Genomic DNA, 18594 nt, shown 5'->3' with positions numbered 1-18594 from the left:
GGTTCCCTCCAAGTACAACGCTTGGTGGGTTCTGCCGTTAAATGCCGGAGGTGCCGGCGCCGCCTCTCGGCGGGACCGGCACCTCGCTGACGGATCTGGGTCAGAGGCCTGGCTGGCGGGGTTCCCCGGCTACGGGGGGCTCACCGGCTGCGGGAGTCTGATCGGCGACCGGGGCCGCATTTGGCCGGTCGTTCGCCTTGTCCACGAAGTCGGAAGCGCCACGCTGCACGGCATCGATCGTGCCGGCGTGCTTTCCGCCGGTCTTGGAGTCGACGAAGTCGCCTGCCTTTTCGATGCCGTCCTTGATGGCTTCTTCGTTGCCACCAATAACTTGCTGAGCCTTGCCCTTTAGATCGTCAAGTAAACCCACGGGCACCTCCCTTCGGTCGCGGAGCCAGATCGCTCCTAGCGTTTTCTACCCTAGCGGGAGGTGGCGGGGGTGCCAAGGGTGTCCGCCCAGAGGGTAAAAGACGGAAGGCCAGGTGCACAGGGTAGAAGGGCCCGGAGTGCATCAATCCCGCAGCGCACAAAAAAAGAGCAGCTCCGGGGAGCTGCTCTTGTGGTGGGCGATACTGGGATCGAACCAGTGACCTCTTCCGTGTCAGGGAAGCGCGCTACCGCTGCGCCAATCGCCCGCAACCGGAAGGATCCGGAGTGGAGTTGTAATGAAGAGAGCGGACGACGAGATTCGAACTCGCGACATCCACCTTGGCAAGGTGGTGCTCTACCAGCTGAGCTACGTCCGCATTTAGTCCATGCCGGCTGGGCCGGTGGTACTGCATCAAGCAAGTTGCCTTGCTCTGGTGGGCGATACTGGGATCGAACCAGTGACCTCTTCCGTGTCAGGGAAGCGCGCTACCGCTGCGCCAATCGCCCCTTGCATCCGATCGAAACCGGAAACCAGGGTTTTCACCGAGGTGGGTACGGGATTCGAACCCGTGTATACGGCTTTGCAGGCCGCTGCCTCGCCTCTCGGCCAACCCACCGTGTAGACAGGATTCCGAAGAACCTTTGCCGTGACAGTGTCCTGCGAGCGGACGACGAGATTCGAACTCGCGACATCCACCTTGGCAAGGTGGTGCTCTACCAGCTGAGCTACGTCCGCATTGTTGGTGTGCATTTCCTTGCCGCATTCGGCATTTCCTCGCGTTCCAACGAGTAAGAACTCTATAGGAGGTTCTGGGAATCTACAAATCGAGGCCCATTGGCCCCCATTCCAGGGCCCTACTTCCCCGAGTTCTAGGGGATTTTGCTAATTACAGCGCTGTAATTAGCTCGTGTCCAGCAATGGCCCGAAGCGGCGGTGGGGCTACTTGACCGGGCCTGCCGTATGGGGCGACTGGGACGGCCGGTGGAGGGCTGGTGGACACAGCCGACGCGCAGGCCCGTTGCGGCGGAGTATTGGGCCCGCATCCCCGGCGCAGCCAGGTTCCCCGGGCCGATTTCTAAATTCCGCCCGGGTGGGCTAGCATTCAATGTCGTTAGGGCGATTGGCGCAGTGGTAGCGCGCTTCGTTCACACCGAAGAGGTCACTGGTTCGAACCCAGTATCGCCCACTAACGAAATGGTCTGTTCCGCTGACTCAGCGGGGCGGGCCATTTTGCTTTTCATCGTTGTCTGACCCCCGTGAAAGAGTCTTCATATGACCGCCCCCCTCCTCGCCCACGCCACGGACTATGGCCGCATGTACGCCCGCTCCACGTCGGCACAGTTCTCTGTCCCTTCCATCACTACGGTGATCGGCCAGCAGCCACACGGCCTGGATGGCTGGTTCGGCTACATGGGCGCCAACAGCCTGGCCCAGGATCCCGAGCTCCCCGGCATCCTGGGGAGCCCGGCCAAACTGCGGCAGGCGGTCAGCCGGGCAGCCAAGGCGGCGGAGTCGTACCGGGACGATGCCGCGAAGCGCGGCGACCGGGTCCACAATTACTGCGAGCAGGTTGCGCTGCGTGCGCTTGGCCGGCCGCACCAGATGAAGGAAACACGGGAGGCGCTGGCCGCCAACGGCGAGGAAGCGTTCGCGGCACGCTTCGACGAATGGTGGGAACTCTTCGACGTTGAACCCATTGCCCCGGAAATTACGGTGTGGAACAAGACGGTCGGCTATGCCGGCACCCTGGACCTCGTGGCACGGATCAACGGCAGGACCTGTCTGATCGACTACAAGACCAAAGGCACCAGCCGGGACGGCACCGTCAAACCGCTTGATGACAAGGTGGTCATGCAGCTCGTGGCGGGCATGAAGGCGGAGGAAAGCCTCGTCGATCCCGTGGCGGGGGAGTGGGAGGCCTGGCAGCACGGCGAGTCCCCGATCCTCCTGGCCGTGGCGGTCGGCGAGACCGAGGTCCGTCCGCAGCGGGCCAACCCCGAGGTCCTGAAGCATCACTGGTGGAAATTCTGTGCGCTGCGCCGCGTCTGGGAGATGTCCGCCGACACGGCAACTGCCGGAGCAGCACTGCTCCCGCTGGCGCCGCCCGTGAAGCGCTGACCAGAAGCGCTGAACAGGGGCGCGAACCGAAGCGCCGAACAGAAGCCGGGCAGCTCCAACTAAACTGGACTGGACCCCTAGCCGCCCACCGTGAGGACAGACTGCACATGGCCATTTTGAATATCCGCATCATCGGGGATCCTGTGCTGCGCACAGTCGCCGATCCCGTGACGGAATTCGGGCCTGAACTGGCAAAGCTCGTCGCCGACATGACCGAAACCATGGAGGATGTCGAGGGCGCCGGCCTGGCCGCGCCCCAGGTCGGTGTGAGCCTGCGCGTCTTCACCTACCGGATCGGCGGCGTCGAGGGCCACATCGTCAACCCCGTGCTGGAAAACAGCGAGGACTTCCAGCCGGACCAGGTCGAGGGATGCCTGTCCATCCCGGGCCTGGGCTTCCCCGTCCGCCGGTACCGCCACACCCGGGTGACCGGCGTGGACCTGCATGGCAACCCCGTCACCGTGGAGGGCGAGGACATGCTGGCGCGCTGCTTCCAGCACGAGACCGACCACCTGGACGGCATCCTCTACACCGACCGGCTCGAGGGTGAAGACCGGAAGGCCGCCCTGCGCGCCATCCGCAATGCCAACTACGACGCCATCACGGAACAGACAACCACCAAGCGCGCGAAGAGCGTCGGGACGAGCTTTGGCGGGTCCAGCTTCGGAATCACCCCGTGAGGGTTCTCTTCGCCGGGACCCCCGCCGTCGCGGTGCCGTCGCTCGACGCCCTTGTTGACGCCGGGTTCGACGTCGTCGCTGTCCTCACCCGCCCGGACGCACCGCTGGGACGCAAACGCGTCCTGACGCCGTCGCCCGTGGCCGCCAGGGCCGCCGAGCTTGGCATTGAGATTATCCACGCCGCCAAAGTCGATGCCGGGGTCACCGCCCGCATTGCCGCCGCAGCGCCGGACGTCGCGGCGATCGTGGCCTACGGCGGGCTAATTCCCCCTGCGGCCCTCGCTGTTCCCCGCCACGGCTGGGTGAACCTGCACTTCTCCCTGCTGCCGGCCTGGCGCGGCGCAGCCCCCGTGCAGCGCGCCGTCATCGCCGGCGACGACGTCACGGGTGCCGTCACTTTCCGCCTGGAGGAGGGGCTGGACACCGGTCCGGTCTTCGGGACCCTCACCGAGACCGTGTACCCCGCCGATACCGCCGGGGCCCTGCTCGAACGCCTCTCCCACAGCGGCGCGGTCCTGCTGGCCCAAACGCTGTCCGCCATCGACGCCGGCAAGGCCGTCGCGCTCCCGCAGCAGGGCGACGTCAGCCTGGCACCCAAACTCAGTCTCGAAGACGGCCGGCTCGACTGGCAGCAGCCCGCCCTGGCGATTGGCCGCCGTGCCCGCGGCGTCACGCCGGAGCCGGGCGCCTGGACCCTGCTGGAGGGCCAGCGGATCAAACTGGAGCCAGTGCTGCCGGCGGCGGACTCGGCCGCGCTTCGGCCCGGACAGCTGGCCATGGACGGGAAACGGGTCCTCGTCGGAACGGGTTCGCACCCGGTGGAATTGACGCGGGTGCAACCCGCGGGCAAGAAAATGATGGCCGCCGCTGATTGGGCGCGTGGGCAGGCAACACTTGAAAGCGTGGTATTCGAATGAGCGGTTCCGGGACCAACGGCAGCAGCCGAGGCAGTGGCCAGGGCGCCGGGGGCGGCAGCAGGCGGAACGCCCAGGGCCGGGAACGCAACCGCGGCCCGCAGCGCGGCTTCACCGAGAGCGCCCCGTCCCAGCGGACCCGCCGCGCCGATCCGGCCCGGCTGGTTGCCTTTGAGGTCCTCCGCGCCGTGGCCGCCGAGGACGCCTACGCGAACCTGGTGCTCCCGGCCCGGATCCGGCACCACGGGCTGGACAAGCGCGACGCCGGTTTCGCCACCGAGCTCAGCTATGGCGCACTCCGCGGCCAGGGCACGTACGACGCCATCTTGGCCCGGTGCGTGGACCGTCCGCTGGAGGAGCTGGATCCCGCGATCCTGGATGCCCTGCGGATCGGGGTGCACCAGCTGCTCGCCATGCGCGTGCCCGCTCACGCCGCCCTGGACCAGACGGTGGGGCTTGCCCGCGCCGTGATCGGGGCCGGCCCCTCGGCACTGATCAATGCCGTCCTGCGCAAAGTCTCCGCCCGCACCCTCGACGAGTGGCTCGACCTGCTGCTCAGCACCGAGGCCGATGCCACCCGGATCGCGTCCATCCGCTACGCCCACCCCGAATGGATCGTCCGCGCGCTCCGCCAGTCCCTCGTGGTCCACGGCCGCCCGGCTGCCGAGATTGACGGGCTGCTCGAAGCCGACAACGCCGCGCCCGTGGTGAACCTCGTGGCGCTGCCCGGCGTGGGCAGCCTGGACGAGGCCCTGGAAAACGGGGCCACCCCGGGTGAACTCGTCGAGGGATCCGCGCTCTCCAGCGGCGGGGACCTCGGCCGGCTCGCCTCGGTCCGCGACGGAAGCACCCGCGTCCAGGACGTCGGTTCGCAGCTCGTGGCCCGCGCCATGGCCGCCGTCGATCTCGGCACCACCCCCGGCGCCGGGCCCGGCAACAACACCAGCGCAGACCCCGGCACAAATTCTGGCGGCGAAGCGGGGACGGACAGCGGGACCGCGGGGGAGCGCTGGCTGGATCTCTGTGCCGGTCCGGGCGGCAAAGCCGCCCTGCTCGGAGCCCTCGCCCGGCAGCGGGGCGCCCACCTGCTGGCCAACGAATCCGCCCCGCACCGTGCCAAGCTCGTGCGGCAGGCCCTGTCCGCGGTCCCACGCGAAGCCTGGGAGGTCAGGACCGGGGACGGCCGCGACCTCGGCGCCGAGCAGCCGGAGTCGTTCGACCGCGTCCTGGTGGATGTCCCGTGCACCGGCCTGGGCGCCCTGCGCCGGCGCCCGGAGTCGCGCTGGCGGCGCACACCCAAGGACCTCGTGGACCTTGGCCCGCTGCAGCGCCAGCTGCTCAACTCCGCGATCGACGCCGTCAAGCCCGGCGGCGTGGTGGCGTACGTGACATGTTCGCCGCACCCGGCAGAGACCACCGCCGTCGTCAGTGATGCCCTGCGCAAGCGCGAGGACCTCGAGCTCCTCGACGCCGGCGCCGTGCTGGACAGCGTGAGCCTCACCGGCCACCTCGAGGCCGGGCACGAGCTCACCGCCCAGCTCTGGCCGCACGTGCACCAGACGGACGCCATGTTCCTGGCGCTGATTCGCAAGTTGGCCTGAGTTTCGCTGATACTGGGGCACTGCCACCATAAAGCGATCCAGCTAGGTACGAACGAGAAGGAAATCCATGGCCCAATGCTGCATCAACCCGAGCATCCTTTCGGCTGACTTCGTCAACCTTGAGGCCGAACTGCGCCGCATCAGCAATGCCGATGCCGTGCACGTGGACGTCATGGACAACCATTTCGTACCCAACCTGACCATCGGGCTGCCCGTGGTGCAGCGCATCCAGGCCGTCAGCCCGGTGCCGCTGGACGCCCACCTGATGATCGCCGACGCCGACCGATGGGCACCGGGCTTCGCCGACGCCGGGGTGGCCTCGGTGACGTTCCACGCCGAAGCCTCGATCGCGCCGATCAAACTTGCGCGGGAACTGCGCGCCCGCGGGGCCAAAGCCGGCATGGCGCTGCGTCCGGGCACCCCCGTGGAGCCCTATCTGGACATGCTCCCGGAACTGGACCTGCTGTTGATCATGACGGTGGAGCCAGGCTTCGGCGGACAGTCCTTCCTGGACCTGACGCTGCCCAAGATCCGGCGGGCCCGCGCTGCCATTGACGGCTCCGGCGTCGCGGTGGCGCTGCAGGTGGACGGCGGCATCACCGAGGAGACGATCGTGCGCGCCGCAGAGGCTGGGGCCAACGTCTTTGTCGCGGGGTCAGCCGTCTACGGCGCCACGGATCCGGCGGAGGCTGTCGAAAGGCTCCGGGCGGCGGGGTCCCGCTGACGGGCCGGTCCCGGCCGGGAACTGCCGCGAAGATGACGCCGGGCGTAACATCGGCATCCGGGGAATAGCCCGGGCAGGGCCGCAGTTGTGTCAGAATAACAACACACATACGTGCTCCGGGGTCGGTGTAAGTCCGAACCGGCGGTGACAGTCCGCGACCCGCGCGCCAGCGCCCTCCCTCGGGAAGGAAGCCGGCAAACGGTTGAACCGGTGAAATTCCGGTACCGACAGTTAAAGTCTGGATGAGAGAAGCACGTACAGCTGTTATTGCGGCGCCCCGACGGCGCCGCATAATTGCGCTGTCGTATACCCCCGGAGCCATCGCGGTTCTTGAGGGAAGGAACGACACACGCATGGACCCCTTGCGATGGCTCTTCGAAGCGCAGATCCCGGTAGGCGGATCTGTCCTGATTCTTCGTGAAGTGCTAGGCAACATCTTTGGCCTCGCCAGCGCCGTTGGCGGCATGCGCCGCCGGGTCTGGGCATGGCCCGTCGGCATCGCCGGCAACCTGCTGCTCCTGACAGTTTTCCTGGGCAACGTCTTCGGTTCCGCCACGCCGGCCACCCTGTGGGGCCAGGCCGGACGCCAGATCATGTTCATCGGCGTCGCACTCTACGGCTGGTACCGCTGGCGGCAGGGCAGGAAGTCCGCCAGCGGAGGGACTGCCGTCGCGCCGCGCTGGGCCGGCAACCGGACCCGGGTGATTCTGGCCCTCAGCCTCATGGCCGGCACCATGGCGCTTACCCCGGTCTTCGACTCCCTCGGCTCCTACCCGCCGGTCTGGGCCGACGCGTGGACGTTCATGGGCTCGCTGCTGGCGACATATGGGATGGCGCGGGGCTGGACGGAGTTCTGGCTCATCTGGGTGGCGGTGGACATCGTCGGTGTGCCGCTGCTGTTCAGCGCGGGCTACTACGCCAGCGCCGTCATGTACCTCTTCTACGGCTTCTTCACCCTGGCCGGGTTCTTTGTCTGGTGGCGTGCCTCCAGGCTGGCGAACCGGCCGGTCAAGGTCGAAACCGCCTTCCCCGACCCTGTGGCGGCCAAGTGAGTGCCCTCAACAGCGCCGGCTTGAGGGCCGGATTCAACGCCGCCCCGTTCAGCGCTGCCCCTTCCGGGGCTGCCGCGTCCGGCACTGTCGCGTCCGCCACTGTCGCGTCCGGCACTGTCGCGTCCGGCACTGCCGCTTTCAGCGCCGACGAGAATGCTGCGATGCAGGCTGCCCTGGCCGCTGCGGCGGGGGGTCCGCGGGGCGCCAACCCGCTCGTGGGCGCCGTGGTCGTCGGGGCGGACGGGACTTACCTCGCCACCGGTTACCACCGCGGAGCCGGGACTGCCCACGCCGAAGCTGACGCCATCGGCCAGGCGAAGGCGGCGGGCCGGGACCTCCGCGGCGCGGCGATCGTGGTGACGCTGGAGCCCTGCAACCACTGTGGGCGCACCGGCCCCTGCGCGCAGGCGATCATCGACGCCGGCATCACCGATGTCATCTACGCCGTCGACGATCCCCACGACCCGGCCGCCGGCGGCGCCGTGACGCTCCGGGCCGCGGGCGTCCGCGTCCGCTCCGGGCTGGCGGCCGAGGCGGCGCTGGACCTGAACCGGCGCTGGTTCGACGCCGTCGCCGCCAAGCGGCCGTTCGTCACCCTGCATATCGCCCAGACCCTCGACAGCCGCATCGCTGCCAGCGACGGCACCAGCCAGTGGATCTCCAGTCCGGAATCGCTCGCCGACAACCACGCCCTGCGCGGCCGGATAGACGCCATCCTGGTGGGCACCCAGACGGTCCTGATCGACAACCCCCGGCTCACCGCCCGGAACGCCGACGGCGAAGCAGAGGGCAAACAGCCGCTGCGCGCCGTGATGGGGTACCGGGGCATCCCCGACGGCGCCGCCATCCACGGAGCCGACGGCAACGTCCTGCACCTGGCCACCCGCGACCCGCGCGAGGCCCTGGACCAGCTGTTCGCGCACGGCGTCCGGCACCTCATGGTGGAGGGCGGCTCCCGGATCCTGAGCGCTTTCCTGGCCGCCGGCCTGGTCGACGAACTCATCGTCTACCTGGCGCCGACACTGCTTGGCTCGGGCACGGCTGCCCTGGAGGACCTCGGCATCACCACCCTGGCCGATGCCCAGCTGTGGGAATGGGACCCGGCATCCGGAGGCGCCGTCCAGGTCCTCGGCCGCGACCTCCGGCTCCATCTTCGCCCGGCCGCCCCGGCTGCCCCGGCCGATGAGGCCGACCCGGCCGCCACCCCTACTTCATCCGATACCACCCCGCACCGCACCGGCGCGGACACCGCCGCAGGAGGCAATTGATGTTTACCGGAATTATCGCCGAGCAGGGAAAGGTGCTGTCCGTTGAGCGCAACGGGGACAGCAGCGCCACCGTTCGGCTGCACGCGCCCGGCACCACGGACGGTCTCGCGCTGGGCGGTTCCATAGCGGTCAACGGCGTCTGCCTCACCGCCACGCAGATCGACGGCAGGGACTTCAGCGTCGACGTCATGGGCGAGACCCTGATCCGCAGCACGATCGGAGAACTCGCTGCGGGCGATCCCGTCAACCTGGAACGCTGCGTCCCCGCCGGCGGACGGTTGGACGGCCATGTGGTCCAGGGCCACGTCGACGGCGTCGGCCAGCTTGTGGAGCGCGAGGGGCTTGGCAACTGGGACCGGCTGCGCTTCGCGGTGCCGGCCGGGCTGGCCCGGTACATCGCCGAAAAGGGATCCATCGCCGTCGACGGCGTCTCGCTCACCGTCACGGCAGTCAGCCCGGCCAACGATCCGGCGCCCTGGTTTGAAGTAGGGCTCATCCCGACCACCCTGGCCGAGACCGGCCTGGGCCAAAAGGCACCCGGCGGCCATGTAAACCTCGAAGTCGATGTCCTGGCGAAGTACACCGAACGCCTGCTGTCCTTTGCCGGCGGTACGTCGCCCGCCGCGCACAGGGCAGCCGAAGGTACTGCCGGAGAACCCGCCCTCACGGACGGGGCAACGAAATGAGCCGGGTCACGGACCAGCCCGGCCATGACGTGGCCGAAGTGCTCCGCGCGGCCGGCACCGGGCGTGCCGGCCTCGATCCGATCGAGGACGCCATCAGCGCCATGGCAGCCGGGCGCCCCGTCCTGGTGGTGGACAACGAGGACCGTGAGAACGAAGGCGACATCATTTTCGCCGCGGAGCACGCCACCCCCGCGCTGATGGGCTGGACTGTCCGCTACAGCTCCGGAGTGATCTGCGTACCGCTCGACGCCGACCGGGCAGACGCCCTGGCGCTGCCGCCGATGGTGGCAATCAACGAAGACGCCAAGGGCACCGCCTACACCGTGTCCTGCGACGCCGCCGTGGGTGTCAGCACCGGAATTTCCGCCACGGACCGCGCCCTGACGGCCCGGATCCTGGCCGACCCGCAAAGCCGGCCAAATTCCTTGACCCGTCCCGGGCATGTTTTTCCCCTCCGCGCCGTTAAGGGGGGAGTGCGGGAACGTCCCGGCCACACCGAGGCGGCCGTGGACCTGTGCCGGCTGGCGGGCCTGGAGCCCGTGGGCGTGATAGCAGAGCTTGTGTACGACAACGGAGAAATGATGCGGCTGGACGGATTGCGCGGCTTCGCCATCGAGCATGGCTGCCCCCTGATTTCTATTGCGGATCTGGTGGCGTATCTTGAAGCGGAACAGCACGGCAGCCACGCAGCGGACCCTGTCTGATGGAGGAGAAATAGTGACGACTTCGGAGACCCGAGAAGAGGCGGCCATGGCCCGTCAACCGCATCCGGTCAGCGCAGGACCCATCGTCCAGCTGCCCACCGCCTTTGGCAACTTCGTGGCGCAGGCCTGGACCGACCTCGCCACCGGCGCGGAGCACCTGGCAGTCAGTTCACCGTTGGCGCCGGTAGACGGCCAGGCACCACTGGTCCGTCTTCATTCGGAATGCCTCACAGGCGATGTGTTTGGCTCCTACCGCTGCGACTGCGGCGAGCAGCTCGCCTATGCCCTCGAGCTGATCAACGAACTCGGCGGCACCCTGCTGTACCTGCGCGGCCAGGAGGGCCGCGGGATCGGCCTGGCGAACAAGATGAAGGCCTATGCCTTGCAGGAGGCCGGTTTTGACACCGTGGAGGCCAACGAACAGCTCGGGCTGCCGGTCGACGCGCGCTGCTACAAGGCCGCGGCCCAGATCCTCGCGGAGATGGGTCTCCACGAGATCCGGCTGCTGAGCAACAACCCGGACAAGCAGGACCGGCTCGCGCAGGCGGGCGTCAAGGTGGTGGAGATGGTCCCCACGGAGGTCCCCTCCCGGGAGCAGAACATACGCTACCTGCAGACGAAGAAGGACCGGATGGACCACCGCCTGGTCCTGGACGTTGAACCGGCTCCGGCCGCCGGCCTGTCCGGATTCGAGCACGACCAGGACTGACCGGGCAGCAACACGACCACCAGATTCAACAGCAAGGAATACCCTATGAGCGGCCACGGCGCCCCCCAGATCGACCTCAGCACCTTCAAACCCGAAGAAACCTCACAGCTCAAGCTGGCCATTGTGGCCGCGAGCTGGCACACCAAGATCATGGACGGGCTTCTCGACGGCGCCCTGCGCGCCGCGAAGGACGCCGGCATCAATGAGCCGACCGTCCTGCGCGTGCCCGGCACCTTTGAGCTCCCGGTCGCGGCCGCCCGGCTGGCACCGCACTTCGACGCCGTCGTGGCGCTCGGCGTCGTCATCCGGGGCGGCACCCCGCACTTCGAATACGTCTGCGAGGCGGCCACCCTGGGCCTGACCGAGGTCAGCGTGCGCACGGGCGTCCCCGTGGGCTTCGGCGTGCTGACGTGCGACACCGAGCAGCAGGGGATCGACCGGGCCGGCCTGCCCGGATCCACCGAGGACAAGGGGCACGAGGCGGTTACCGCAGCCCTGGCCACGGCAGTGACGCTCAAGCAGTTCGGCTGAGCCGCCAAACTGCAGTTTTTGCCGGTGCGGGCGCCACCCTGGCCGCCCGCGCCGGCTGTGTTAGATGTGCTGGATATGCAGTGCCTCACATCTCCGCCGTCATGCAACGCCCCGGCGGGCGTTCCCGCGCCGGGAGCAAGTAGGCTTGGGGGCGTGAAGAATTTCGAGTCGCTGTTCGCAGAACTGAGTGAAAAGGCAGCCGTTCGTCCGGAGGGCTCCCGCACCGTCGCCGAACTGGATTCCGGAGTCCACGGCATCGGCAAGAAGGTCGTGGAGGAAGCAGCCGAGGTTTGGATGGCTGCCGAGTATGAATCCGATGAGGCCGCCGCCGAGGAAATTTCCCAGCTGCTCTACCACCTGCAGGTTCTGATGCTCGCCAAAGGACTCACTCTGGAAGACGTCTACAAGCATCTGTAGCCGCGCCCGCACCGGACACCGCCATGATTTCGCTGGCGGAACCCGTGCACCGCGTGGCCGATGTGCCCCCACAAAGACTTCCACACCCAAGAGAGACTTTTCCCATGCTTAGAGTTGCCGTCCCGAACAAGGGATCCCTGTCCGAAGCTGCCGCGGCCATGCTGGCCGAGGCAGGCTACCGCCAGCGCCGCGACACCCGCGAGCTTGTCATGGTGGACCCGGACAACGACATTGAGTTCTTCTTCCTCCGCCCGCGCGACATCGCCGTGTACGTGGGCCAGGGCACGCTCGACGTCGGCATCACCGGCCGCGACCTGCTGCTCGACGCGGAGGTCGAGGCTGAGGAGCTGCTGCCGTTGGGCTTCGCCGCTTCCACCTTCCGCTTTGCGGGCCCGGTGGGCGACTTCACCACTGTCGCCGAGCTCGAGGGCAAGCGCCTGGCCACGAGTTACGATGGACTGCTGCGCGGCTACCTGGCCGCACGCGGCATCAACGCCAAGGTGGTCCGCCTTGACGGCGCGGTTGAATCCTCCGTCCGCCTCGGCGTCGCGGACGCGATTGCCGACGTCGTCGAGACCGGCACCACGCTCAAGGCCGCCGGCATGGAGATCTTCGGCGAGCCGATCCTGAATTCGGAGTCCGTACTCATTGGCCGCAAGGGCGAGCAGAACCCTGCCACGGAGGTCCTGATCCGCCGGCTCCAGGGCGTCCTCGTGGCCCGGCAGTATGTGCTGATGGACTACGACATCCGCAAGGAACTCGTGGAGCAGGCCGCCGGGCTCACCCCGGGCCTGGAGTCTCCCACCGTGTCGCCGCTGCGCGATTCGGACTGGGTGGCCGTCCGCTCGATGGTGCCCAAGCGGGAAACCAACCGGATCATGGACGAGCTCTACGACCTCGGCGCCCGCGCCATCCTGGTCAGCAGCATCCACGCCTGCCGCATCTAGGCGCGGATCCGCCGGGCCCCGCCGGGTCCCGCCAGCAAGAACCTCCAGCAATACCCGCCTGCAAGTACCAGGAGAAGTCATGACTGTTGCCGTGCGCGTCATCCCGTGCCTCGACGTCGATGCCGGCCGCGTGGTCAAGGGCATCAACTTTGAGGGCCTCCGCGACGCCGGGGACCCGGTGGAACTGGCGCACCGCTACGACAACAGCGGCGCCGACGAGCTCACCTTCCTTGACGTCACGGCGTCCTCCGGCAACCGGGAGACCACGTTCGACGTCGTCCGCCGCACCGCCGAGGAAGTTTTCATCCCGCTGACCGTCGGCGGTGGCGTCCGTGGCGTGGCCGAGGTGGACAAACTCCTGCGCTGCGGCGCGGACAAGGCCGCCATCAACACGGCAGCCGTGGCCCGGCCGGACGTGATCGACGAGATCACCCGGCACTTTGGTTCCCAGGTCCTGGTGCTTTCCCTGGACGCGCGCCGGACCCGTCCGGGCTCTCAGCCCACCCCGTCCGGCTTTGAAGTCACCACGCACGGAGGACGGCAGGGGACCGGCATCGACGCGATCGCCTGGGCGCGGGAAGCGGCCGACCGGGGGGTGGGTGAAATCCTGCTGAACTCGATCGACGCCGACGGCACCAAGGACGGCTTCGATCTAGAACTGATCCGCCTGGCGCGGGCCGGGGTCAAGGTCCCGCTCATCGCCTCCGGCGGCGCCGGCAAGCCGGAGCACTTCCCGCCGGCCGTGGCAGCAGGCGCCGACGCCGTCCTGGCGGCCTCGGTCTTCCACTTCGGCCCGCTGGACATGATTGCGCAGGTCAAGGCCGCGATTCGCGAAGCAGGCTTTGAAGTCCGCTAGTCCCCCCCGCTTTAAACCAACGCGGGGTCACTTAGCGCCCGTCCCGGAGGGGATTATGGGCGGTAAGTGACCCCGCGTTGCTGTAGTTGGGGGGAAGGGCCGCCTAGAGCCCGACTTCGGCGGACTGCAGGAGCGCGACGGCGTCCGGCTGGCCTTCAAAGGTCACGAGGGCGTGGCGGGTGCGGCCGTGGGCGTGCATGAGCAGCTCGCCCGGTTCGCCGACGATGGCCACGGACACGGGCGCGCGCTTGGCGACATGCCGCGGACCCGACGGGCTCACCAGCACGATGCCCAGATCCACGCCGCGGTACAGGATCGCGGCCCGCTTGACGAGCTCATCCCACAGAGCATCCGAGTAGGCCTGGTCCAGGGCGCGCGGGGCCCAGCGGTCCACGGCGCGGCGGACGTCCTCGGTGTGCACGAAGTACTCGATCAGGTTGGAGCTTTCGTCCAGCGCCTTGATCCGCAGCGGTGACAGCGCCGGGGGACCGGCCCGGAATTCGTTGACCAGCTTGGCGTAGTCCTCGGTGGTCTTCAGGGTGCGCGCCAGTTCGGCCGTCGCCTGGTCCGAGGCCTTGGACAGGCGCTTGATCAGCAGGCCCAGTCCGACGGCGATTTTCCGTTCGCGCAGGTACAAGTGCGCGGCAAGATCGCGGGTGAGCCAACCTGCGCAGAGCGTGGCGGCATCAGGGCCGGCCGCCAGCAGGGTTTCGGCCAGGACTTCTCGGGACGGTTCGACGAAATGCATCACTTGTGAAACTAGCACGAGACGGCCGTGCGTGGGCACAGGAATCGCCGCCGCAACCGTGCCCGGCCGCATCATCCAGCGCCGGACGGCGGCGCCGGGCCGATTGGCGCGCCAGTGTTAAGCGGCGGGACCTGCCCGCAGGCCGGCGACGGGCCCGGAGGCACTAGACTTGATCTGATGTCTGAGCAGCCCGCCTCCGCCCCCAGCCCCATCAACGGCAGCGCCATTAACGGCAGCGCCGTCGATCGCAGCCCCGTCAGCGGCAGCCCCCTTCCGGCCGGCCTGGCGGACGCCCTCAAGCGCGACAGCGCCGGCCTGGTGGCCGCCATCGTCCAGCAATTCGACACCCACGAGGTGCTGATGCTGGGCTGGATGGACGACGAGGCGCTGCACCGCACCCTGACCAGCGGGCGCGTCACGTTCTATTCGCGCTCCCGCCAGGAGTACTGGCGCAAGGGAGACACCTCCGGGCACGTGCAATGGGTTAAGTCGCTCGCCATGGACTGCGACGGCGATGCGCTGCTGGTCCGGGTCGACCAGGTCGGCGCGGCCTGCCACACCGGGACCCGGACGTGCTTCGACGGCCGCGAGCTCGACGCCGTCGTTGGCCACGGGGGCTAGGCGCCCCCGGCACACCGGCAGAGCGCCCCGGCGCTTCCACAGCTTCACGAACCGGACCCCAGGCAGGATCCCATGACCGGATCCGGTCGCAGGTCCACCTAAAGAACAGGCGGAAAGCACAGCCATGCAGGACCTTGGAATCATCAGCCCCGGCCTCGAAGAGTTCCGCGAACTCGCAGGCCACAGCCGCGTCATCCCCGTCCGGCTCAAGGTGCTGGCTGACGCCGAAACCCCGATCGGGCTCTACCGCAAGCTCGCCCATGGCCAGCCCGGAACGTTCCTGATGGAATCGGCGGCGGTCGGCGGCGCCTGGTCGCGCTACTCCTTCATCGGCTCCCGCTCCCGGGCCACCCTGACCACCAAGGACGGCAGCGCGCACTGGCTGGGCGAGCCCCCGGTGGGTGTGCCCCTGGACGGCAACCCCGTGGACGCCATCCGCGACACCGTCGCCGCGCTGCGCACCGAGCGCTTCGACGGCCTCCCGCCGTTCACCTCGGGCCTGGTCGGGTTCCTGGGCTGGGAAACCGTCCGGCACTGGGAGAAACTGACCAGCCCGCCGGAAGACGATCTCCAACTGCCGGAAATGGCCCTCAACCTGGTCACCGACATGGCGGTCCACGACAACATGGACGGCACCGTCCTGCTGATCGCCAACGCCATCAACTTCGACAACAGCACTGAACGGGTCGACGACGCCTGGCATGACGCCGTCGCCCGGGTCAAAGCCCTGCTCGAAAAGATCAGCCGCCCCGTGGAGCAGCCGGTCTCCGTGCTGGAGACGGCCGCCCTGGACTTCGCGTCCAGTGTGCAGGAGCGCTGGGACGAAACCGAGTACCTGGCGGCCCTGGACCGCGGCAAGGAGGCGATCGTGGACGGTGAGGTCTTCCAGGTGGTGATCTCCCGCCGATTCGAGATGGAGTGCGGCGCCGACCCCCTCGATGTCTACCGGGTCCTGCGGAACACCAACCCGAGTCCCTACATGTACCTCTTCAGCTTCGAGGACGCCGCCGGCCGCGAATACACGATCGTCGGCTCCTCGCCGGAGGCCCTCGTCACGGTGACCGGGGACGAAGTCATCACCCACCCCATCGCCGGCTCACGCCCGCGTGGCAAGACGGTGGAGGCGGACAAGGCCCTGGCCGAGGAACTGCTGGCGGACGAGAAGGAACGCGCCGAGCACCTGATGCTGGTCGACCTGTCCCGGAACGACCTCTCGAAGGTCTGCGTGGCGGGATCCGTCGACGTCACGCAGTTCATGGAGGTGGAGCGCTTCAGCCACATCATGCACCTGGTGTCCACCGTGGTCGGAGAGCTCGCCCCGTCCGCCAAGGCCTACGACGTGCTCAAGGCAACGTTCCCGGCCGGCACCCTCTCCGGTGCCCCGAAGCCGCGGGCCCTGCGTCTGCTGGATGAACTTGAACCGCACCGGCGCGGCATCTATGGCGGCGTGGTGGGGTACCTGGACTTCGCCGGGGACATGGACATGGCGATCGCCATCCGGTCGGCCCTGCTCCGGGAAGGGCGCGCGTACGTCCAGGCCGGCGGCGGGATCGTCGCAGATTCGGTGAACCCGACCGAGGCCCAGGAAACCGTGAACAAGGCCGCCGCCCCGCTGCGCGCCGTGCACACGGCCAGGTCGCTGCACAACATCAACGGTGACGCAGTCACTGACTCGGTGCCCGATTCAGGAGCCGAGTCCTGATGGGGGAGCCGGAAGCCACCGCCAAGAACACCGTGGAGACCACTGTGAAGAGCACCAAGCGGTCCGCCGTCCCGGGCTGGGCCCGGAAGTCCACCCTGGTCCTGGTGATCGCTGCCCTGGCCCTTGCGGTGTTCGGGACCACCACCCAGACCTGGCTCACCGTGCACCTCGATCCCACGCAGCTCGGCGCGGCCGTGGCCAGCCAGGACGGCCTGCAGGTCCAGGGCAGCAAGGCTGCCACCACCGTGACAGCCCTGGCGCTTGTGGCCCTCGCCGGCGGCCTCGCGGCCTCCATCGCCGGCCGCGTGGCCCGCTGGGTCATCACGGCGATCATCCTCCTCGCGGCCGCGGGCATCGTCGCCGCGGCAGCCGTCGTGCTGGCGGACCCGCTGGCCGCGGCGCAGGGATCGATCGCGGCCGCCACTGGAATCAGCGGCAGCAGCGTGCAGGTGGACGTCACAGTGTTCCCCGTCCTCGCCGTCGTCGCCGGTGCCCTGCTGGGCCTCAGCGCCCTGGCGATCGTGCCGGCCGGCCGCTACTGGAAGAGCCGCACCAAATATGACGCGGCCTCCGCCAGGCCTGCCGCGGGCGGGACCGCAGCTGGCGGCAAGGCGCCGGCCGCCCCCGCGGACGAGATTGACAGCTGGGACCGGTTGTCCCGCGGCGACGACCCCACCTGAGCCGGTGACGGGCGCGGCCAGCAACGCGGCCAGCCACACGACGGGCAACGCGGCCAAAACACACCGCCAAAAAATGGCAGAATGTAAGCAGTATTCATCCTGAGGAGATTTCAATGAGCAAAGCCACTGTTTCCGCATCCACGTCCGCTGCGCCGAAGGGCGTCTACGACGACGTCGATCACAGCGAAGCGCCGGGCCACGGCAACAGCCCGGCCGCGTGGACCTGCGTAATCGTGATGCTGATCGGCGCCCTCATTGCGTCCATCGCCTTCGTCATCGCCAACACCCCGATCTTCGTTGCAGGTGCGGCGGTCATGGTGATCGGCCTGCTCGCCGGCTGGGTCATGCGCAAGGCCGGCTACGGCGTCGGCGGCAGCAAGCTGAAGAACTCCGGCCACTGAGCGTGAGCGTTCTCGACGACATCAATGCCGGTGTCAGGGAGGATATGCATGCGCGCCAGCGTCTGGTCACGCTCGCGGAGCTGAAGGAGGGCGCCGCCGCGGCGGCGCCCGCCCGTGACGCCTGGGCCGCCCTCGGCGGGACCTCAAGCACCCGGGACCAGCTCAAGGTGATTGCCGAGGTCAAGCGCCGCAGCCCGTCAAAGGGCCGGCTCGCGGACATCGCCGATCCCGCGTCCCTCGCCGCGCAGTACGCCGACGGCGGGGCCGCCGTGATCAGCGTCCTGACCGAGGAGCGCCGCTTCGGCGGCTCCCTGGCCGATCTCGACGCCGTCCGTGCCGCCGTGGACATCCCGCTGCTGCGCAAGGACTTCATGGTTGACGAATACCAGATCTGGGAGGCCCGGGCGCACGGCGCCGATCTTATCCTGCTGATCGTGGCCTCGCTCTCGGACGCCCAGCTGCTTGAATTCACGGCCCTCAGCCGCGAGCTCGGCATGAACGTGCTGGTCGAGACCCATACGGCGGAGGAAATCGAGCGCGCAGTCGCCGCGGAGGCCCGGATCATCGGCGTCAACGTACGCAACCTCAAGACGCTCGACGTCGACCGTTCCGTCTTCGCGGCGCTGACCGGCGGCATTCCCGCCGGTGCGCTCGTGGTCGCCGAATCCGGTGTGCGCGACGTCGAGGACGTCAAGCACTATGCGGCCCGCGGAGCCAACGCGGTCCTGGTCGGCGAGGCGCTGGTCAGTGACGCGACGCCCCGCGAACGGATCGCCGAATTCATGGCTGCCGGCGCAACGGCAATCGCCGCGCGCGCCTGAGGCCGGCCGGTCCTGGCGCCTCCGTCCGGACCGTGAGCGGTGCC

21 protein-coding genes, 6 tRNA genes and 1 riboswitch are annotated in these 18594 nt (G+C 68.4%); of the genes, 20 read left to right on the top strand and 7 right to left on the bottom strand.

Annotated elements, in window-relative coordinates; translation table 11 throughout:
• Positions 1-100: 100 nt before the first annotated feature.
• The 6 genes from B5X90_RS13005 to B5X90_RS12980 all read right to left on the bottom strand — a co-directional run bounded on the left by B5X90_RS13005 (position 101) and on the right by B5X90_RS12980 (position 1105).
• Positions 101-370 carry an antitoxin gene (locus B5X90_RS13005; RefSeq protein WP_079553674.1) on the bottom strand — a complete coding sequence of 90 codons (270 nt, stop codon included), beginning with the start codon at positions 368-370 and terminating at the stop codon, positions 101-103.
• 190 nt (positions 371-560) lie between these two features.
• A tRNA-Val gene (locus B5X90_RS13000) sits at positions 561-635 on the bottom strand.
• Between the two features lie 38 nt (positions 636-673).
• Positions 674-746: transfer RNA gene (locus tag B5X90_RS12995), tRNA-Gly, on the bottom strand.
• A gap of 55 nt (positions 747-801) precedes the next feature.
• Positions 802-876 (bottom strand) — tRNA-Val (locus B5X90_RS12990).
• A 39-nt stretch (positions 877-915) separates the two neighbouring features.
• Positions 916-986 (bottom strand) — tRNA-Cys (locus B5X90_RS12985).
• A gap of 46 nt (positions 987-1032) precedes the next feature.
• A tRNA-Gly gene (locus tag B5X90_RS12980) sits at positions 1033-1105 on the bottom strand.
• Positions 1106-1484: 379 nt separating this feature from the next.
• Between B5X90_RS12980 and B5X90_RS12975 the strand changes: the two genes are divergently transcribed.
• The 15 genes from B5X90_RS12975 (at position 1485) to hisF (ending at position 13577) form a co-directional block, all read left to right on the top strand.
• Positions 1485-1556, top strand: a tRNA-Val gene (locus B5X90_RS12975).
• 86 nt (positions 1557-1642) lie between these two features.
• Positions 1643-2488: a cytochrome gene (locus tag B5X90_RS12970; protein WP_079553671.1), complete on the top strand. Its 846-nt coding sequence runs from the start codon at positions 1643-1645 to the stop codon at positions 2486-2488.
• Positions 2489-2595: 107 nt separating this feature from the next.
• Complete coding sequence (def, locus tag B5X90_RS12965; RefSeq protein ID WP_079553669.1) at positions 2596-3168, top strand: peptide deformylase; 573 nt, start codon at positions 2596-2598, stop codon at positions 3166-3168.
• Complete coding sequence (gene fmt / locus B5X90_RS12960; RefSeq protein ID WP_079553666.1) at positions 3165-4085, top strand: methionyl-tRNA formyltransferase; 921 nt, start codon at positions 3165-3167, stop codon at positions 4083-4085. Before def ends, fmt begins: the two co-directional genes overlap by 4 nt.
• Entirely contained in the window at positions 4082-5683 is a 1602-nt protein-coding gene (locus tag B5X90_RS12955) for an RsmB/NOP family class I SAM-dependent RNA methyltransferase (RefSeq protein WP_079553664.1), read from the top strand. Before fmt ends, B5X90_RS12955 begins: the two co-directional genes overlap by 4 nt.
• Positions 5684-5750: 67 nt before the next feature.
• Positions 5751-6407 carry a ribulose-phosphate 3-epimerase gene (gene rpe, locus B5X90_RS12950; protein ID WP_079553661.1) on the top strand — a complete coding sequence of 219 codons (657 nt, stop codon included), beginning with the start codon at positions 5751-5753 and terminating at the stop codon, positions 6405-6407.
• Positions 6408-6514: 107 nt separating this feature from the next.
• Positions 6515-6666: riboswitch (FMN riboswitch) on the top strand.
• 94 nt (positions 6667-6760) lie between these two features.
• A complete protein-coding gene (pnuC, locus tag B5X90_RS12945; protein ID WP_079553659.1) occupies positions 6761-7459 on the top strand; it encodes a nicotinamide riboside transporter PnuC in 699 nt (232 codons plus the stop codon).
• 161 nt (positions 7460-7620) lie between these two features.
• Positions 7621-8727 carry a bifunctional diaminohydroxyphosphoribosylaminopyrimidine deaminase/5-amino-6-(5-phosphoribosylamino)uracil reductase RibD gene (ribD, locus tag B5X90_RS12940; RefSeq protein ID WP_079553799.1) on the top strand — a complete coding sequence of 369 codons (1107 nt, stop codon included), beginning with the start codon at positions 7621-7623 and terminating at the stop codon, positions 8725-8727.
• Entirely contained in the window at positions 8727-9413 is a 687-nt protein-coding gene (locus B5X90_RS12935) for a riboflavin synthase (protein ID WP_079553656.1), read from the top strand. Before ribD ends, B5X90_RS12935 begins: the two co-directional genes overlap by 1 nt.
• Positions 9410-10117 carry a 3,4-dihydroxy-2-butanone-4-phosphate synthase gene (ribB, locus tag B5X90_RS12930; RefSeq protein ID WP_079553654.1) on the top strand — a complete coding sequence of 236 codons (708 nt, stop codon included), beginning with the start codon at positions 9410-9412 and terminating at the stop codon, positions 10115-10117. Before B5X90_RS12935 ends, ribB begins: the two co-directional genes overlap by 4 nt.
• Before the next feature lie 46 nt (positions 10118-10163).
• On the top strand, positions 10164-10826 hold the full coding sequence (ribA, locus tag B5X90_RS12925; RefSeq protein ID WP_143264750.1) for a GTP cyclohydrolase II: 663 nt from the start codon (positions 10164-10166) through the stop codon (positions 10824-10826).
• A gap of 45 nt (positions 10827-10871) precedes the next feature.
• On the top strand, positions 10872-11357 hold the full coding sequence (ribH, locus tag B5X90_RS12920) for a 6,7-dimethyl-8-ribityllumazine synthase (protein ID WP_079553650.1): 486 nt from the start codon (positions 10872-10874) through the stop codon (positions 11355-11357).
• 153 nt (positions 11358-11510) lie between these two features.
• Entirely contained in the window at positions 11511-11774 is a 264-nt protein-coding gene (locus B5X90_RS12915) for a phosphoribosyl-ATP diphosphatase (RefSeq protein WP_018772463.1), read from the top strand.
• Between the two features lie 104 nt (positions 11775-11878).
• Positions 11879-12721, top strand: a complete 843-nt coding sequence (gene hisG, locus B5X90_RS12910) for an ATP phosphoribosyltransferase (RefSeq protein ID WP_028277039.1) — start codon at positions 11879-11881, stop codon at positions 12719-12721.
• Positions 12722-12800: 79 nt separating this feature from the next.
• A complete protein-coding gene (hisF, locus tag B5X90_RS12905) occupies positions 12801-13577 on the top strand; it encodes an imidazole glycerol phosphate synthase subunit HisF (RefSeq protein WP_079553648.1) in 777 nt (258 codons plus the stop codon).
• A gap of 103 nt (positions 13578-13680) precedes the next feature.
• Here the strand turns inward: hisF and B5X90_RS12900 are convergent, their stop codons facing one another.
• Entirely contained in the window at positions 13681-14325 is a 645-nt protein-coding gene (locus B5X90_RS12900; RefSeq protein ID WP_079553646.1) for a TIGR03085 family metal-binding protein, read from the bottom strand.
• A gap of 177 nt (positions 14326-14502) precedes the next feature.
• Between B5X90_RS12900 and hisI the strand changes: the two genes are divergently transcribed.
• From hisI to trpC, 5 genes are all read left to right on the top strand, one after another.
• Positions 14503-14946 carry a phosphoribosyl-AMP cyclohydrolase gene (gene hisI / locus B5X90_RS12895; protein ID WP_079553644.1) on the top strand — a complete coding sequence of 148 codons (444 nt, stop codon included), beginning with the start codon at positions 14503-14505 and terminating at the stop codon, positions 14944-14946.
• 124 nt (positions 14947-15070) lie between these two features.
• Entirely contained in the window at positions 15071-16648 is a 1578-nt protein-coding gene (locus tag B5X90_RS12890) for an anthranilate synthase component I (protein WP_079553642.1), read from the top strand.
• A complete protein-coding gene (locus B5X90_RS12885) occupies positions 16648-17328 on the top strand; it encodes a Trp biosynthesis-associated membrane protein (protein WP_179129141.1) in 681 nt (226 codons plus the stop codon). Before B5X90_RS12890 ends, B5X90_RS12885 begins: the two co-directional genes overlap by 1 nt.
• Before the next feature lie 113 nt (positions 17329-17441).
• Entirely contained in the window at positions 17442-17729 is a 288-nt protein-coding gene (locus tag B5X90_RS12880; protein ID WP_079553640.1) for an HGxxPAAW family protein, read from the top strand.
• Between the two features lie 2 nt (positions 17730-17731).
• Positions 17732-18550 (top strand): indole-3-glycerol phosphate synthase TrpC, encoded by an 819-nt coding sequence (gene trpC / locus B5X90_RS12875; protein WP_079553638.1) that lies wholly within the window; start codon positions 17732-17734, stop codon positions 18548-18550.
• The last annotated feature ends 44 nt before the right edge of the window (positions 18551-18594 follow it).

The sequence above is a fragment of the Arthrobacter sp. 49Tsu3.1M3 genome, from assembly GCF_900168135.1.
GTDB lineage: Bacteria > Actinomycetota > Actinomycetes > Actinomycetales > Micrococcaceae > Arthrobacter.
The sequence above is the reverse complement of the archived record's forward strand: the minus strand, read 5'-3'. Positions and strand labels throughout refer to the sequence as shown.